The organism is Micromonospora sp. NPDC005707 (assembly GCF_040631005.1).
Lineage (GTDB): Bacteria > Actinomycetota > Actinomycetes > Mycobacteriales > Micromonosporaceae > Micromonospora.
The window spans coordinates 18,326-34,789 of record NZ_JBEXYR010000016.1; the positions used below are offsets into that span (position 1 = coordinate 18,326).

Consider the following 16,464-nt stretch of genomic DNA (forward strand, 5'->3'; position numbering starts at 1 on the left):
GTTGTCATGGCCGACATCGTGCTGGACAAGGTGAGCAAGCGGTTCCCGGACGGGACGACCGCGGTGCGGGACGTCGACCTGGAGATCGCCGACGGCGAGTTCGTGATCCTGGTGGGCCCCTCCGGCTGCGGGAAGTCCACCACCCTGAACATGATCGCCGGGCTGGAGGACATCAGCTCCGGGGAACTGCGCATCGCGGGGGAGCGGGTCAACGACAAGGCCCCCCGGGACCGGGACATCGCCATGGTCTTCCAGTCCTACGCCCTCTACCCGAACATGACCGTCCGGGAGAACATGGCCTTCCCGCTGCGGCTGGCGAAGCTGGACAAGGAGACCATCCACCAGAAGGTGGAGGAGGCCGCGAAGGTCCTGGAGCTGACCCCGCTGCTGGACCGGAAGCCGGCCAACCTCTCCGGCGGGCAGCGGCAGCGGGTGGCCATGGGACGGGCGATCGTGCGCCAGCCCAAGGCGTTCCTCATGGACGAGCCGCTGTCCAACCTGGACGCGAAGCTGCGGGTGCAGATGCGTACCGTGGTGTCCCGGCTGCAGAAGCAGCTCGGCACCACCACCGTCTACGTGACCCACGACCAGACCGAGGCCATGACCCTCGGCGACCGCGTGGTGATCATGCGGGGCGGCGCGGTGCAGCAGGTCGGCCCGCCGCAGGAGCTGTACGACCACCCCCGCAACCTCTTCGTGGCCGGGTTCATCGGCTCCCCGTCGATGAACTTCCTGCACGCCGCCGTCGAGGACGGGCACCTGCGCACGGCGCTGGGCGACGTGCCGATCGGGGACCGGGTACGCCGGCAGCTCGACGGCGCCGACGCCCCGCGCGAGCTGATCCTCGGCATCCGCCCGGAGCACTTCGAGGACGCCGCGCTGATCGACGACGAGACCCGCCGCCGGGGCCTGGAGTTCGAGGCGCCGGTCGACATCGTCGAGTCGATGGGCTCGGACAAGTACGTCTACTTCACCGTCGAGGGGGAGCGGGCCAGCGCCGCCGAGCTGGAGGAACTGGCCGCCGACGCGGGCGCCGCGGACTTCACCGGGACCGGGTCGAGCCTGGTCACCCGGCTGTCGGCCGAGTCCCCGGTGCGCGAGGGCGAACCGCGGCGGGTCTGGTGCAACCTGGAGAAGATCCACCTGTTCGACCCGGCCACCGGACGGAACCTCACCCTGCACGAGGGGCGGGCGTCGGGCGCGCTGGCCGACTGAGCGGCACCCCGGTCCGGGCCGGTGGGCGTCGCCCGCCGGCCCGGCCGCCGTTTCACCAGGTCAGCCGCAGCGGCAGCCCGAGGAACTCGGCGTAACGGGTGAGGGCCGACTCGACGCGGGCCCGCAGCGCGGCGTCGAACGGCGTCAACTGCTGCACGGTCACGGTGACCGCCCGCTTGCCCACGGACCGCTTCCAGGTGCCGACCGTCCGGCCGCCGCGCACCACCGTCGCCTGGAAGATCCCGTTGTTGCCGGGGACGACGGCGTTCGCGTGCGCCGGATCGAGCATCAGCGACCGGTCCTTGTAGCCCAGCAGGTATTCGTCGAAGCCGGGCAGGGTGTGCACGTCGTCGACCGGCGCCCGGGGCGCGTCGAGCAGGGCGGCGTCGACCACGGCCGGCACACCGTCGACTTCGACCGGGGCGAGCGCGTCGCCGGCCGCCGCGATGCCCCGGGTGGCGTCGGTGACCGTGAGGCCGCTCCACCGGGCCAGCTCGTGCCGGGTCACCGGCCCGTGGCCGCGCACGTAGCGGTGCGCGAGCAGGCCCAGCGCCTCGTCCCGCTCGGGGCGGTGCGGATCGGGCGCCCACTCATCCAGCAGCGCGAACGTCTGCTCGGTGCCGACGTGCGGGGCGATGCAGGTGACGCCGCGCTGGGCGGCGTACCAGAGCATGTGGTAGCCGCGCTGGCCGGTGGTGTCCAGGCCGGCGGCCCGCAGCGTGGCCAGGCACTCGGCCCGACTGAGCCGGCCCCCGCCCGCGAGGGCCGCACCCAGCACCTCGGCGGCGCGGTCCGCGTCGGTCTCGGCCAGGCCGAGCTGGGCCCACCTGCCGGCCACGCCGGACAGCGCCCGGACCCCGGTCACCGCCAGCATCCAGCGCGCGTCGCGGGGCGGCACCAGGTGCACCGTGCCCCGCATGGGCCAGGTGCGCAGCGCCTCGCGCCGCTCCAGCGCCGCGCGCACGTCGTCCTGGGTGCGGCCGGGCAGGCGTACGCCGAGGGACCAGAGGCCGCTCGCCGCGTCCTGGGCCTGCATGGCGCCGAACCACTCGACCACCCCGGCCACACTCTCCGGCCGCGCGGTCGGGTGCGGGCGCAGCAGCAGGCTGGTCATCCGCAGCGCCAGCGCCTCGGCCCCGGTGAGACGTACGGTCACGCTGCCTCCCGTCGACGTGGACGGTCAGCATAGGGCGGCCCTACGACGTTCCCGGCGGACGCACGACCGGTTGCCGGTAACGACCCGGCCTGCGAGGCATGAGCGCGGGCGGAGTGGGGATGCCCGCCGGGAACCGATGCGAGGAATGCGAGGTGAAGTGATGACAGCGTCCAGTGAACCGGCCCGGGGCGCCGGGCGGGCCACCACCGCCCGGCCGGCAGGCCCGTCCGGCGGGGCGAAGACCAGCGCAGCGGCCACCTTCTCGCTGGTCTTCGGCGTGGCGGGCCTGCTCAGCGTGCTCACCGCGATCCTGGCGTCGGTGGGGCTGGTGCTCGGGATCATCGGCATCATCCTGGGCATCTTCGGTCTGAAGATGAGCCGGCGACCCGGCGTCACGGGGCGGGGGGTGGCCATCGGGGGTCTGGTGCTCAGCGCCCTGGCGGTGCTGCTCGGGCTGGCCCTCGCCGCCGGCATCAGCACGTTCGTCAACAACGAGCAGGCGGTGAACCGGCTGGAGAAGCGGGTGACGGACCTGCGGGACAAGCTCAACGACTGAGCCACGGTGTGCCCCTGATCGCGCTACGCCAGCCTCGTCGCCGGCGGAGCGCGATCCCCCGTTCAGGTTCCCGGTGCGGGGGCGGCGGTGGTACGCCGGCACCGGTGGCACCAGGATCCCCGGGCGCCCTCACCCGGGGAAGCGGTTTCCATCGGAACTTGCGCAAATCTTGAGCCACGGCAAGGTATCGACTCAGCTCAGTCGGCGGTACATCACGAGGAGGTCCACGTACCCCTGGTCGGGGTGCCGGAAGCCCTCCGGCACGCGGCCGACGACCTCGAAGCCCAGCGACCGCCAGAGCTCGACGGCCCGGGTGTTGGTCGCCACCACGGCGTTGAACTGCATGGCCCGGTAGCCCTCGGCGCGGGCCAGCGCCAGCACGTGCCCGGCCAGCGCCCGGCCCACGCCCCGACCGGCGGCCGCCGGGGCGACCATGAAGCTGGCGTTCGCCACGTGGTCGCCCGGGCCGGCCTGGTTGGGCAGCAGCTTGGCCGAGCCGAGCACGGTGCCGTCGGAGTCCACCGCGACCAGCGTCCGGCCCGGCGGGGCCACCAGCCACAGCTCGCGGGCCCGCGCCTCGGTGACGTCGCGGGGCCAGGTGTACGTCTCACCGGCCGCCACGATCTCGCGCAGGAACGGCCAGATCCGAGGCCAGTCGGCCGCGGTCGCCTCGCGGATCTCCACCTGCCGAGCATGCCACGCGGTGTCCCCGCCCGGCGTTTGGCGTCGCAAGCGACGGGTAGTCGCCGGAGCTGACCCGAAACGAGGAGGAATCGTCTGATGGATGGCCAGGTCAAGGCCGCGGTGATCTATTACAGCGCGACCGGAATCACCTACCAGATGGCGCAGGCGGCGGTCGAGGCCGCCGGGGAGGCCGGGGCCGAGGTACGCCTGCGCAAGGTACGTGAGCTGGCGCCGGACGAGGCGATCCGCTCCAACTCGGGCTGGCAGGCGCACCGCCTGGAGACCCAGGACGTGATGGAGGCGCAGCCGGACGACCTCTCCTGGGCCGACGTCGTCATCATGGGCGCGCCCACCCGTTACGGCATGGTCGCCGCCCAGCTCAAGCAGTTCATCGACACCACCGGCCCGCTGTGGGCCCAGGGCGCGCTGGCGAACAAGGTCTACACCGGCTTCACCTCGACCGCCACGTCCCACGGCGGGCAGGAGGCGACGCTGCTGTCGCTGTACACGGTCTTCTACCACTGGGGCGGCATCGTGGTGACGCCCGGCTACACCGACCCCAGCCAGTTCGTCGCCGGCAACCCGTACGGGGCCTCGCACACCAGCAACAACGGCGAGGTCCCGCCGGACCACGTGGCCCTCGGGGCCACCGCGCTGACCGCCAAGCGCGCCGTGCAGATCGGTATGGCGCTGAAGAAGGGCATGGCGGGCTGACTCCCGACCCCGGGTGACCGGTGGTGCGGACGAGGGCTCTCGGCTCGTCCGCACCACCGGTCATCCCTCGCCCTACCCGCGTTCGGCCGGTCCATGCCCGGTCAGCGCCGGATGGGCCAGCAGGTGCCCGAGCAGGTCCGCCAGGACCGCCATGCCGTCCCGGCTGAGCACCGACTCCGGGTGGAACTGCACCCCGGCGAAACCCGGCCCGCGCAGCGCGTGCACCGCGCCGTCCGCCGGGTCCCGGGACAGCTCCGCCGGCCCGTACGCGGTGGCGACCCGGTCGGCGGCGGCGCGGGCGGTGAAGCTGGAGTAGAAGCCGACGCGGCGGGTCGACCCGAACACCGGCACGTCCCGTGGCAGCCCCTGGTAGGGGGCGTCCCGGCGGTGCAGCGGAAGCCCGAGCAGCCCGGCGAGCAACTGGTGACCGAGGCAGACCGCCAGGGTCGGCCGGCCCGCCGCGAGCAGCTCCGCCAGCAGCGCCCGCATGCTCGCCATCTTCGGCTCGGCGAGGTCGTTCGGGTCGCCGGGGCCGGGACCGACCACCACGAGGTCGTAGCCGTCGACCGGGCCGGCGTCGTGCCAGTCCCGGCGGGTCACGGCCAGGCCGAGGGCGCCGAGCTGGTGGGCGAGCATCCCCGTGAAGGTGTCCTCACCGTCCACGATCAACGCGCGGTGGCCGGCCAGGCCCGGCAGGGCGGTCGCCCCGGGCACGCGCTGGTCCAGCCAGAACCGGGCCAGCGGGGTGTTCCGGGCGGCCAGCGCGGCGCGCACCTGCGGGTCGTCGGCGTAGCGCAGCGCGGGCTCGGCGCCGCGAGCGGGGGCGTCCGGGCCGAGGCCGAGCGCGGCCAGCACCCCGGCCGCCTTGGCGTGCGTCTCGGCCACCTCGCCCTCGGCCGTGGAGTGCCTTACCAGGGTGGCCCCGACCGGCACCCGCAGCTCGCCGTCCGGGGAGAGCTCGGCGGTGCGGATCAGGATCGGCGCGTCGAGGGTCTGCCGGCCCTGCTCGTCGCGGCCGAGCAGGGCGAGCACCCCGGCGTAGTAGCGGCGGCCCGTCCGCTCGTGGCGGGCGATCACCCGGCAGGCGTTCTCCATCGGGCTGCCGGTGACCGTGGGCGCGAACATGGTCTCCCGCAGCACCTCCCGGACGTCCCGCGAACCCCGACCGGCCAGCAGGTACTCGGTGTGGGCGAGGTGGGCCATCTCCTTCAGGTACGGCCCGACCACCTGGCCGCCGTGCTCGGCGACGGTGGCCATCATCTTCAGCTCCTCGTCGAGCACCATGTACAGCTCCTCGACCTCCTTGGGGTCGTCGAGGAAGCGCAGCAGGGCCGCCCGGTCCGCCGCGGCGCCGGTGTGCCGGAAGGTGCCGCTGATCGGGTTCATCATGACCAGGCCGTCGTCCACGCTGACGTGCCGCTCCGGGCTGGCGCCGACCAGGGTGCGGCTGCCGGTGTGCACCACGAACGTCCAGTACGCGCCCCGCTCGCGCAGCAGCAGCCGGCGCAGCGCCGCCAGGGCGGCCACCACCGACGCGCCCTCGACGGTGGCCCGCAGGGTGCGGTGGATGACGAAGTTGGCGCCCTCGCCCCGGCCGATCTCGTCGCTCAGCACCCGGCCCACCGTGTCCGCGTACTCGGCGTCGGAGATGTCGAAGGCGGCGTCGCGGGTCACCACCGGCGCGTCCGGCAGGGCCGCCAGCACCTCGTCGAGCGGGAGCCGCCGGTGCTCGGTGACCAGCAGGTACTCCAGCGGCAGGCCGTCGTCCACGCAGGCGAAGCCGCGCTCGGCGATCTGCCGGTAGGGGACCAGGGCCAGGGTGCGCGGCCCGGTGCCGCCGTCGGGCAGCGGGAGGTCGGCGAGCCGGTCGGCCGTGCGTACCGGACCGGCGAACAGGTCGACGTGGTCGGCGCCCTCGCGGCGGACGAGCGCGAACGGGCCGGGGTCGAGGCCGGCCGCGACGGCGGCGAGCGGGTCGTGCGGGCGGGTCATCGGGTCTCCTCGGTGGGCCGGAGGCCGCCGGCGGGGCGACCCGGGATGCCGGGGAGAGACCGGCGGCCGCCTCGTCGGGCGGCCGCGTGGGGAAGCTACGCGCGGGGGTGGGCCGCCGGGTCGGCGGGCCACCAGCAGGTCAGGTGCGCGGGCATGGCGATCACTGTACGCGAGCGGGGGTGCCCGGGGAACCCGATCGCCCTGCCCGGCACGGCCGATCTTGGCTTTACGGCCGCTCCCGGCGGGTAGGTTGACCCGCGATGGACATTCTCGCTCTGGACCTGGGCACCTCCTCGGTGCGCGGGCTCGTGCTGGACGCGGACGCCGTCCCGCGCCCCGGCGCGCTGGCCCGCCGGAAGGTGCACCTGGTCACCGGGGACGACGGCTCCGGCGTCCTGGACGGCCCCCGCTACCTGGCCTGCCTCGCGGAGTGTCTGGACGAGCTGGCCGCCGGCGGGTGCCTGCGCGACGTCGAGCTGGTGGCCATTTCGGCGCAGTGGCACTCGGTGCTGCCGCTGGGCGCCGACGGCGCGCCGCTGGGCCCGGTGCTCACCTGGATGGACACCCGGCCGGAGGCCCCCGCCGGCGGCGCCGGCCCGGTCGACCCGGACGCCTTCCACCACCGCACCGGCGCCTGGTGGCACCGCTGCTACTGGACCGTGCGACTGCCCTGGCTGCGGGAGCGCTGCGGCAGCCCGATCGCCCGCTTCAGCGGGCTGGTCGAGTACGCGCTCGGCGAGCTGCTCGACGAGGCGCCGATGTCCGTGTCGATGGCCTCCGGCACCGGGTTGCTCGACCTGCGCCGGCTGGAATGGGACGCCGAGGCGTGCGACCTGGCCGGCGTACGGCCCGAGGACCTTCCGGCGCTGGCCCCGCAGCGGTGGCGCGGCCGGCTCCGGACCGAGCACGCCCAGCGCTGGCCGCAGCTCGCCGACGCCCGCTGGGCCGCCCCGGTCGGCGACGGCGCGGCGTCCAACGTGGGCTCCGGCTGCGTCGACACCTCCCGCGCCGCGGTCACCGTCGGCACCTCCGCCGCGGTACGCCTGCTCGAGGCCGTGCCGGCCGGTACGGAGCTGCCGCCCCTGCCCGAGCAGCTCTGGCGCTACCGGGTCGACCACGAGCACGTGGTGACCGGGGCGGCGTACTCCAGCGGCGGGAACCTGTTCGCCTGGGCGGCCCGCGAGCTGCGGCTGCCGCAGGGCGCCGAGCTGGAGGCCGCGCTGGATCGGGCCGGCGCGAACCTGACCCTGCACGCCAACCCGCGGCTCGGCGGGGACCGGCCCCCCGGCGTCACCCCGGCCGGCGCCGGGGAGCTGCGGGGCCTGAGTTTCGGCACCACGGCGGTCGACATCGTCGCCGTGCTGATGACCGAGCTGTGCCGGCTGGTGGCCGCCGACCTGGACCTGCTGGAGGACGGCGTGGGCAATCCGACCGAGGTGGTGCTCGGCGGCGGCGCGATGGCCGCCTCGGCCTGGTGGCGGGGCGCGTTCGCCGACGCGCTGGCCCCGCGTACGGTGCGCTACCAGAGCAACCCGGAGATCGGGGCGACCGGTGCCGCGCTCGTGGCGCTCGACCGGATCGCCCAGGCGGCGCACGTGGGCGGCATCGGCGGACGGACGAGCGGGATGCGCCGGACACCGTAGCCGCCCGCCCGCCGCCGGCTTTCCTGCTCGTGCGGTTGGCCGCACCGTTTGACACCGCCCGCCGGCCTGGTTGGATGGACTTCCGCTCCCCGTCCCGGTGGAGCCGAGGGGGACCGAGGAGGAACCTGTGGGCGCAGGTCCCGACCCGGCTCGCGGCGCCGCGCCGCAGCCGCGCCGGAGCCCGTCCGACGACCGGGTGGCGCCGCACCGGCGGCGGCGCTCGCGCTTCCGGTTGCGGGACTGGCGGATGGGCACGAAGCTCGCCACCGTGCTGGTGCTGCCCTCGGTGGCGTTCCTGGTGCTCGCCGGGGTGCAGACCCGGGGGCTGGTCGGGCAGACCACCGCGCTGAGCGACTTCGCCCAGCAGGTCGGCATCGGCCGGCAGATCAGCACCGCGGTGGACCGGCTCCAGCAGGAGCGGGACCGTTCCGCCGGGGAACTCGCCGCGCTGCGCAAGGCCGGTGGCGGCGCCGAGCGGGACGCGGCGGTCGCCGCGCTCAAGCCGCTCCAGGACGCCTCCGACCGGGCGATGACCGACCTGCGCGCCGCGGCCGAGCCCCTCGCCGACGCCGACGCCGCCTGGCGGGTGGCCTACTCCGAGGTGCTGGAGGCGTACGACCAGGTCGTCTACATCCGCGCCGCCGTGCCGCCGGCGGTGCTGTCCAGCGACACCGTGCTGAGCAACTACCACCGGGCCATCGCGGCCCTGCTCAACCTGCTGGCCGAGCCGTCACCCGGCGACGACCAGCGGGCGCTGACCAACGCCGTGCTGCGGTACGTGCAGCTCTCCCGGGTCAAGGAGCTGTCCTCGCGGATCCGGGCCGAGCTGTACGCCGCCGCCCGGGCCGGCCGCTACGAGGCGGACGACCAGGTCTCGCTGACCGACCTGCGCGCCCAGCAGCTCACCGCGCTGGGCGCGTTCCGGGTCGCCGCGACCACCGACCAGATCCGCCGTTACGACGAGACGTCGGTGGACCCGGCGTTCGTCTCGGCCGCCCGGCTGGAGGAGAAGACCCTGCCCAGCGGGGCCGCCGAGCCCGCGCTGCTGCCGGCGACGCAGTGGTGGGCCGCCAGCGAGCAGCGGCAGGAGCTGCTGCACCAGCTGGAGGCCGGTGTCCTCGACGACGCCGTACGCCAGGCCGACGACGCCAGCGCCCGGCAGCTGCGGGACACCCTGCTGGTGGTCGGCGGGATCGTCGGCGTGCTCCTGGTGGCCGTGCTGATCTCGTTGCTGGTCGGCCGGTCGGTGGCGCGCTCGATCCGGCAGCTGCGCGGCCAGGCGCTGCGGATCGCGCAGGTGGAGCTGCCGCACGCCCTGGACCGGTTGCGGGCCGTGGACCGCCCGGTGGTCGCGATCGACGTGCCGCCTTCGGTGATCGACTCGCAGGACGAGATCGGCGAGCTGGCCGAGGCGTTCGTGGCGGTGCACCGCAGCGCCGTCGACGTCGCGGTCGAGCAGGCGATGATGCGGCGCAACGTCAACGCGATGTTCGTCAACCTGGCCCGGCGCAGTCAGGTGCTGGTCGAGCGGCAGCTCGAACTCCTCGACGAGCTGGAACGCGAGGAGAGCGACCCGGACCAGCTGGAGAACCTGTTCAAGCTCGACCACCTCGCCGCCCGGATGCGCCGCAACGACGAGAGCCTGCTGGTGCTCGCGGGCACCGAGTCCAGCCGGCGGTGGAACCGGCCGGTGGGCCTCGGCGCGGTGCTGCTGGCGGCCAGCGCCGAGATCGAGCAGTACCAGCGGGTGCGCCACGACTCCCGGTCCGATCTGCACGTCGTCGGGCACGCGGTGGGCGACCTGGTGCACCTCTTCGCCGAGCTGCTGGAGAACGCCACCGCCTTCTCCCGGCCGGACACCGTGGTGCGCGTCGTCGCCGGTGCGGACGGCAGGGGCGCGTTCGTGGAGATCGTCGACCAGGGGCTCGGGATGAGCCCGGCCGCGCTGGCCGAGGCGAACGCGGTGCTGGCCGAGCCGCCGGCGGCCGACGTGGCCGCCTCCGAACGGATGGGCCTGTTCGTGGTGAGCCACCTGGGTGCCCGGCACGGCGTCCAGGTGCGGCTGCGGGGCGGCCAGGAGGGCCTGGTCGCCCGGGTCCGGATCCCGGCCGAGCTGCTGGCCCCGGCGCCCGCGCCCGGGCTGGACCAGCCGGCCGCGCCACGGATGCTGACCAGCCAGGTGGCCGCCGCCTCCCGCCTGTCGTCCGGCGCCGCCCGGCTCGGCACGCCGACCGCCGAGCTGCCGGTGGCCGGACGCCGCCCGCCGGCGCCCCCGGCGGAGCTGCCGGTGTCGCCGTTGACGGGACTTCCGCTCGGCGCGGCGTCGCCCGGCACGGAGGCGGCGCTGCCGCGTCCGGCCGGCGCGCCCGTGCCCAGGCCGCGCCCCGTGCCGGGCCGGGCCGAGGACGTGCTCGCCCCGTCGGCCGGGTCGCCGGCCGGCGGCGGCTGGTTCAGCCGCCAGGGCCCGTCGGCCGCGGTGCTCGGTGTGACGCCGCCGCCCGCCGCGACGCCGGTCACCGGAGGCACCAACGAGCGGGGCCTGCCGGTACGCGTACCGATGGCCCAGCTCACCTCGGTCACCCGGCCCACGGCCCCGGACCGCTCCGGGCGCGACGAGCCGGACCCGGAGGCGGTCGGCGGCATGCTCTCGCGCTACTACAGCGGGGTGCGGCGGGCGGAGGCCGAGGAGACCACCGAGATGTACCTGCCGCGCGATGAAGGGGGAGTACGACAGTGACGACATTGAGCCAGGAGGCACGGGACCTGAGCTGGCTGGTGAACGCGTTCGCGGAGCGGGTGCCGGGGGTGGCGCACGCGGTGGTGGTCTCCACCGACGGCCTGCTCGTGGCGATCTCCGCGCACCTGCCCCGCGACCACGCGGACAAGCTCGCGGCGGTGACCTCGGGCCTGATGAGCATCACCGCCGGCGCGGCCCAGATGTTCGACGGCGACATCGTCAAGCAGACCGTGGTCGAGATGGGCCGGGGTTACTTCCTGGTCATGCAGATCCGGGACGGCTCGATCCTGGCCACGCTGGCCGGGGCCGACGCCGACATCGGCGTGGTCGGTTACGAGATGGCGCGGCTGGCCAAGCAGGCCGGCGAGATGCTCACCCCGGCGCTGCGGGCCGAACTCCAGCAGGCGCTGCCCCGCTGAGCGGGAGGCGGGCCCGGCCGGTGTCGCGCCGGCCGGGCCGCCCCGCCTACAGCCCGTTGCGGCGGATCACGTCGCGGTACCAGTGGGCGCTGCGCTTGAGCACCCGGCGCTGGGTCGGGTAGTCGACGTAGACCAGGCCCCAGCGCTGCTCGTACCCCTCGTTCCACTCGAAGTTGTCCAGCAGCGACCAGACGTGGTAGCTCTCCAGCGGCACCCCGTCCCGGATGGCCCGGTGGGCGGCCGCGAAGTGGTCGCGGAGGAAGTTGATCCGGGCGGTGTCGTCGACGGTGCCGTCCGCGGCGAGGGTGTCCGGGCAGGGCAGGCCGTTCTCGGTGATGGTGATCGGCACCCGGCCGTAGTCCCGGGTGACCCGGGTGAGGATGTCGTACATCCCCTCGGGGTAGATCTGCTGCCACTCCGCCTCCGACGTCGGCCACCGGCGGACCGTGTCGCCCTGGCCGGTGACGTAGATCGGCGTGTAGTACTGCACCGCCAGCAGGTCGACCGGGCTGGAGATGATCTCCAGGTCGCCGTCGCGCACGCCGCGCACCATCCGGCTCTCCGGGCCGAGGTCGGCCAGCACGTCCTCCGGGTACGCGCCCTTGAAGATCGAGTCGAGGTAGAGCCGGTTCTCGTAGCCGTCGTACAGCCGGGTCGCGGCGGCCGCCTCGGCGGTCTCGTCGGCGGGATAGCAGGGGTGCAGGTTGAGCGCCGGGCCGATCCGCCCCTCGACGCCGGTGGCGCGCAGCGCGCGGACGGCGAGGCCGTGGGCGAGCTGGAGGTGGTGGGCGACCAGGTACGCCGCCGCCGGGTCCTGCCGGCCGGGCGCGTGATGCCCCCCGAGGTAGCCGTTCTGCACCACGGTCTTCGGCTCGTTGACGGTCAGCCAGACGGGCACCCGGTCGCCGAGGGCCCGGAAGACCAGGTCGGCGTAGTCGGCGAAGCGCTCGGCGGTGTCCCGGTTCTCCCAGCCGCCGGTGTCCTGGAGGGCCTGGGGGAGATCCCAGTGGAACAGGGTGGCCATCGGCGCGATGCCGCGCTCGTGCAGCCCGTCCACCAGCCGGCGGTAGAAGTCCAGGCCGCGCTGGTTGGGCCGCCCGGACCCGTCGGCCTGGATCCGGGGCCAGGAGATGGAGAACCGGTAGCTGCGCAGCCCGAGGTCGCGCATGAGGTCGAGGTCCTGGGCGTACCGGTGGTAGTGGTCGGCCGCGACGTCGCCGGTGTCGCCGTTGCGCGTGCGGCCCGGGGTGTGGCTGAAGGTGTCCCAGACGGACTCGCCCCGCCCGTCTTCCTTGGCCGCACCCTCGATCTGGTACGCCGAGGTGGCCGCGCCCCAGCCGAAGCCGGGCGGGAAGCGCAGCGCCCCGTCGGGGTCCGCCTCGCCGTCGGGATCGGGCGTGCCGTCGCAGCCGGCGACGGTGGTCGCGGACGCGACGGTGCCCGCGGCGGCGGCGCCGGCCAGCCCGTTGCGGGCCGCTCCGGCGGCGGTCGCGGAGAGGGCGGCACGGCGGAGCAGGCGCCGTCTGGTGAGTAGCGACATGGGCGTTCTCCTCGGAGTGACTGGCCGCCCCGAGAGGCCGGGAGCGCTCCCAGCATAGGCCAGGCGCGACCGGCCGCGTCCCCGAGGGCGGACCGCGGCAGAGGGGCGGCCCGGCCGGCGGGCGGCCGGAGGTGTGCGTGGGCGGGTGTCGCTCGGGCGGCGGGGGCGAGCGGCGATGGGGCGGTGCGGATAGCGAAGAAGGCCGTCCGGGCGGCGCGTCGCGCCTGTCCCGTCGGCCTCTTCTCCCGTCGACAACGGGGGTTTAGTGTGGGGACGGGGGAGGGCAACCCCCGTCCCCACCTGTGATGCACACACGCACGAGTGGAATTGGCGTCCGGTCGTGCGTGTCGCGCGGGAGCCGGGCCACGCGAGTGGCTCTGGTTCCACCTCCCTCCATGTCGGTGGGTGGCTGACGACGGCGTCCGGGCTGGCCCGCCGTCAGCCCCTGGGGCTGGGTGCCGGGCACGTCAGGTCCCCGGCGATCTCTTACTTGCATCTCCGTCGATGGAAGCGCTCCCATCGGCGATGCTTGCGACTGTAACGCCCGTCACGGCTTTGTGAAAGCCCCAAAACGAGATCGAAACATCGACGTGGGTGTCTGCGCTGGCCGTTGTGGTGGGAGCGCTTCCATGGCACACTCTCCACCACCACGCGGAGCCAGCTCGCGCGAGTGCGGGCCGCCGAGGGCACCCGGTCACACCGGTGCGGCGCCCGAATCCCCGGCACGGCCGGGTCGACCACCTTTCCGGGCGCCTCCGTCCCCCCGCGTACGCCGCGTCGACGCGAGGAGGCGCCCCGCCGGGGCCCCGCGTCCCGGCCCGGTCCGAGGAGACACCGCGCACATGAGACTCATGGCCAGACGTCGCCGAACGGCGATGCTCGCCGCCACCGCCCTCGCCATCGGCGGGGTGGCCCTGCCGGCGGGCGCCGCGCAGGCCGCCCCGGCCTGCGACGTGACCTATGTGACCAGTGACTGGAACAACGGCTTCACCGCCAACGTCACCATCAAGAACCTGGGCGACGCGCTCAACGGCTGGACGCTGAAGTTCGCCTTCCCCAACAGCGGCCAGAAGCTCACCCAGGGCTGGTCGGCCCGATGGAGCCAGTCCGGCAGCGAGGTGACCGCGACGAACGAGTCGTGGAACGGCAGCCTGCCCACCGGCGCGTCCACCACCATCGGCTTCAACGGCGCACACACCGGCAGCAACCCGAAGCCCACCGCCTTCACCCTCAACGGGGTCGCCTGCAACGGCGCGCCCACCAACCAGTCGCCCACCGTCTCGCTCGGCCTGCCGAACGGGCCGTTCGAGGCGCCGGCCGACGTCCCGCTGACCGCCACCGCGGCCGACCCGGACGGCACGATCGCCAAGGTCGAGTTCTACCGCAACGGCCTGCTGGTCAACACCGACACCACGGCACCGTACGGATACACCCTGGAGGACCTGCCCGCCGGCAGCTACACCGTGCAGGCCAAGGCGTACGACAACGCCAACGCCACCGCGGTCGCCGAGAAGTCCTTCACGGTCAGCCCCGCCACCGGCCCGGTGCTGGTGGCGACCCCGTCGGCCGTGAGCGTCAGCGAGGGCGGCACCTCCCCGGTGAAATTCACCCTGAGCGCCGCCCCGACCGCCAACGTCCCGGTGACCCTCGCCGTCACCGGCGACAGCGACGTGACCGTGTCGCCCACGACGCTGACCCTGACCCCGAGCAACTGGAACACCGGGGTCACGGCCACGGTCGCGGCCGCGGAGGACGCCGACACCCTCGGCGGCACCGCGACGATCACCGCCTCGGCCACCGGCTTCGCGCCCGTCGCGGTCACCGCCACCGAGGTCGACAACGACACCCCGGGCGGGGACAACGCGTACATCAAGAAGTTCCTCGACCAGTACGGCAAGATCAAGAACTCGGGCTACTTCAGCCCCGAGGGCGTGCCGTACCACTCCGTCGAGACGCTCATCGTCGAGGCGCCCGACCACGGCCACGAGACCACCTCGGAGGCGTTCAGCTTCTGGCTCTGGCTGGAGGCGCAGTACGGCCGGGTCACCCAGAACTGGGCCCCGTTCAACAACGCCTGGACGGTGATGGAGAAGTACATCATCCCGTCGCACGCCGACCAGCCCACCGCCGGCGCCCCGGGCACCCCCCAGTACGCCGCCGAGCACAACCTGCCCAGCCAGTACCCGTCGGCGCTGGAGCCCAACGTCCCGGTCGGCCAGGACCCGCTCCGCTCGGAACTCCAGTCCACCTACGGCACCGGCGACATCTACGGCATGCACTGGCTGCTGGACGTCGACAACACCTACGGCTACGGCCGCTGCGGCGACGGCACCAGCCGCCCGGCCTACATCAACACCTTCCAGCGCGGCACCCAGGAATCGGTCTGGGAGACCGTGCCGCAGCCGTCCTGCGACACGTTCAAGCACGGCGGCCAGTACGGCTACCTCGACCTGTTCGTCAAGGAGTCCAGCGCCCCGGCGAAGCAGTGGAAGTACACCAACGCCCCGGACGCCGACGCGCGCGCCGTGCAGGCCGCCTACTGGGCGCTCACCTGGGCCAAGGCACAGGGCCGGGAGGCCGACGTCGCGGCCACCGTGGCGAAGGCCGCCAAGATGGGTGACTACCTGCGCTACGCGATGTTCGACAAGTACTTCAAGAAGATCGGCAACTGCGTGGGCGCGTCCACCTGCCCGGCCGGGAGCGGCCGCGACTCGGCGCACTACCTGCTCTCCTGGTACTACGCCTGGGGCGGCGCGTACGACACCGCGCAGAACTGGTCGTGGCGGATCGGCTCCAGCCACAACCACTTCGGCTACCAGAACCCGTTCGCGGCCTGGGCGCTGACCAACGTGCCGGAGCTCAAGCCCAAGTCGGCGACCGCAACCGCGGACTGGCAGAAGAGCTTCGACCGGCAGTTGGAGTTCTACACCTGGCTCCAGTCCGCCGAGGGCGGCATCGCGGGTGGCGCCACCAACAGCTGGGACGGCAGCTACGCCCAGCCGCCGGCCGGCACCGCCACCTTCTACGGCATGTTCTACGACGTCGACCCGGTCTACAACGACCCGCCGTCGAACCAGTGGTTCGGCATGCAGGCCTGGTCGATGCAGCGGATCGCCGAGCTGTACCTGCAGACCGGCAACGCCAAGGCCAAGGCCCTGCTGGACAAGTGGGTGCCGTGGGCCATCGCCAACACCACGGTGGGCGCCAACTGGTCGATCCCGTCGGACATGAAGTGGACCGGCCAGCCCGCCAACTGGAACCCGACCAGCCCGCAGCCGAACACCAACCTGCACGTCGAGGTGACGGTGAAGGGCCAGGACGTCGGCGTCGCCGCCGCCTACGCCCGGACCCTCATCGCCTACGCGGCCAAGTCCGGCAACGCCGCGGCGAAGACCACCGCCAAGGGCCTGCTGGACGCGCTGTCGGCCGCCGCCGACACCAGGGGCGTCTCGATGCCGGAGAAGCGCGGCGACTACAAGCGCTTCGACGACGTCTACAACGCCGCGGACGGCCAGGGCCTCTACATCCCCTCCGGCTGGACCGGGAAGATGCCCAACGGCGACGCCATCGCCGCCGGCAAGAGCTTCCTGGACATCCGCTCGTTCTACAAGAACGACCCGGACTGGCCGAAGGTGCAGGCGTACCTCAACGGGGGCGCCGAGCCGGTCTTCAACTACCACCGGTTCTGGGCCCAGGCGGACGTCGCCATGGCGTACGCCGACTACGGCACCTACTTCCCGGCGGGGTGAGTTGACCACTCCTGCGCGGGGCGGGCCCGCCCGCCCCGCGCAGGAGGCCGACCGGGCCG

Annotated in this window: 11 protein-coding genes; 7 read left to right on the forward strand and 4 right to left on the reverse strand. The window is 73.9% G+C overall.

The window, feature by feature from the left end:
* Positions 1-6: 6 nt before the first annotated feature.
* Positions 7-1,215 (forward strand): sn-glycerol-3-phosphate ABC transporter ATP-binding protein UgpC, encoded by a 1,209-nt coding sequence (gene ugpC, locus ABZ452_RS26470; protein ID WP_357948213.1) that lies wholly within the window; start codon positions 7-9, stop codon positions 1,213-1,215.
* Between the two features lie 52 nt (positions 1,216-1,267).
* Here the strand turns inward: ugpC and ABZ452_RS26475 are convergent, their stop codons facing one another.
* A complete protein-coding gene (locus ABZ452_RS26475) occupies positions 1,268-2,371 on the reverse strand; it encodes a winged helix DNA-binding domain-containing protein (RefSeq protein WP_357948216.1) in 1,104 nt (367 codons plus the stop codon).
* 160 nt (positions 2,372-2,531) lie between these two features.
* On the opposite strand from ABZ452_RS26475, the gene ABZ452_RS26480 reads away from it, so the two are divergent.
* Entirely contained in the window at positions 2,532-2,927 is a 396-nt protein-coding gene (locus ABZ452_RS26480; RefSeq protein WP_357948219.1) for a hypothetical protein, read from the forward strand.
* A gap of 192 nt (positions 2,928-3,119) precedes the next feature.
* Here ABZ452_RS26480 and ABZ452_RS26485 read toward each other — a convergent pair whose 3' ends face one another.
* Complete coding sequence (locus tag ABZ452_RS26485; protein WP_357948222.1) at positions 3,120-3,611, reverse strand: GNAT family N-acetyltransferase; 492 nt, start codon at positions 3,609-3,611, stop codon at positions 3,120-3,122.
* A gap of 96 nt (positions 3,612-3,707) precedes the next feature.
* Here ABZ452_RS26485 and wrbA point away from each other — a divergent pair, with 96 nt between their 5' ends.
* Positions 3,708-4,325, forward strand: coding sequence for an NAD(P)H:quinone oxidoreductase (gene wrbA / locus ABZ452_RS26490; RefSeq protein ID WP_357948225.1), 618 nt, complete (start codon positions 3,708-3,710; stop codon positions 4,323-4,325).
* A 72-nt stretch (positions 4,326-4,397) separates the two neighbouring features.
* On the opposite strand, the gene ABZ452_RS26495 is transcribed toward wrbA, so the two are convergent.
* Entirely contained in the window at positions 4,398-6,317 is a 1,920-nt protein-coding gene (locus tag ABZ452_RS26495) for a chorismate-binding protein (protein WP_357948227.1), read from the reverse strand.
* 260 nt (positions 6,318-6,577) lie between these two features.
* On the opposite strand from ABZ452_RS26495, the gene ABZ452_RS26500 reads away from it, so the two are divergent.
* The 3 genes from ABZ452_RS26500 to ABZ452_RS26510 all read left to right on the forward strand — a co-directional run bounded on the left by ABZ452_RS26500 (position 6,578) and on the right by ABZ452_RS26510 (position 11,116).
* Positions 6,578-7,960 (forward strand): FGGY family carbohydrate kinase, encoded by a 1,383-nt coding sequence (locus ABZ452_RS26500; RefSeq protein WP_357948230.1) that lies wholly within the window; start codon positions 6,578-6,580, stop codon positions 7,958-7,960.
* Positions 7,961-8,087: 127 nt separating this feature from the next.
* Complete coding sequence (locus ABZ452_RS26505) at positions 8,088-10,697, forward strand: nitrate- and nitrite sensing domain-containing protein (RefSeq protein ID WP_357948233.1); 2,610 nt, start codon at positions 8,088-8,090, stop codon at positions 10,695-10,697.
* Between the two features lie 5 nt (positions 10,698-10,702).
* The gene (locus ABZ452_RS26510) at positions 10,703-11,116 is read left to right on the forward strand and encodes a roadblock/LC7 domain-containing protein (protein ID WP_357948235.1); all 414 of its coding nucleotides are present in this window, start codon (positions 10,703-10,705) and stop codon (positions 11,114-11,116) included.
* Between the two features lie 46 nt (positions 11,117-11,162).
* Here the strand turns inward: ABZ452_RS26510 and ABZ452_RS26515 are convergent, their stop codons facing one another.
* Entirely contained in the window at positions 11,163-12,656 is a 1,494-nt protein-coding gene (locus ABZ452_RS26515) for a GH1 family beta-glucosidase (RefSeq protein ID WP_357948239.1), read from the reverse strand.
* Between the two features lie 851 nt (positions 12,657-13,507).
* Here ABZ452_RS26515 and ABZ452_RS26520 point away from each other — a divergent pair.
* A complete protein-coding gene (locus tag ABZ452_RS26520) occupies positions 13,508-16,405 on the forward strand; it encodes a glycoside hydrolase family 48 protein (RefSeq protein WP_357948241.1) in 2,898 nt (965 codons plus the stop codon).
* Positions 16,406-16,464 lie beyond the last annotated feature (59 nt).

Bases quoted from the DNA above. Each gene is read 5' to 3' on its own strand.
- ABZ452_RS26480 (WP_357948219.1), top strand. From the start codon at position 2,532: ATGACAGCGTCCAGTGAACCGGCCCGGGGCGCCGGGCGGGCCACCACC.
- wrbA (WP_357948225.1), top strand. From the start codon at position 3,708: ATGGATGGCCAGGTCAAGGCCGCGGTGATCTATTACAGCGCGACCGGA.
- ABZ452_RS26515 (WP_357948239.1), bottom strand. From the start codon at position 12,656: ATGTCGCTACTCACCAGACGGCGCCTGCTCCGCCGTGCCGCCCTCTCC.
- ABZ452_RS26495 (WP_357948227.1), bottom strand. From the start codon at position 6,317: ATGACCCGCCCGCACGACCCGCTCGCCGCCGTCGCGGCCGGCCTCGAC.
- ugpC (WP_357948213.1), top strand. From the start codon at position 7: ATGGCCGACATCGTGCTGGACAAGGTGAGCAAGCGGTTCCCGGACGGG.
- ABZ452_RS26520 (WP_357948241.1), top strand. From the start codon at position 13,508: ATGGCCAGACGTCGCCGAACGGCGATGCTCGCCGCCACCGCCCTCGCC.
- ABZ452_RS26500 (WP_357948230.1), top strand. From the start codon at position 6,578: ATGGACATTCTCGCTCTGGACCTGGGCACCTCCTCGGTGCGCGGGCTC.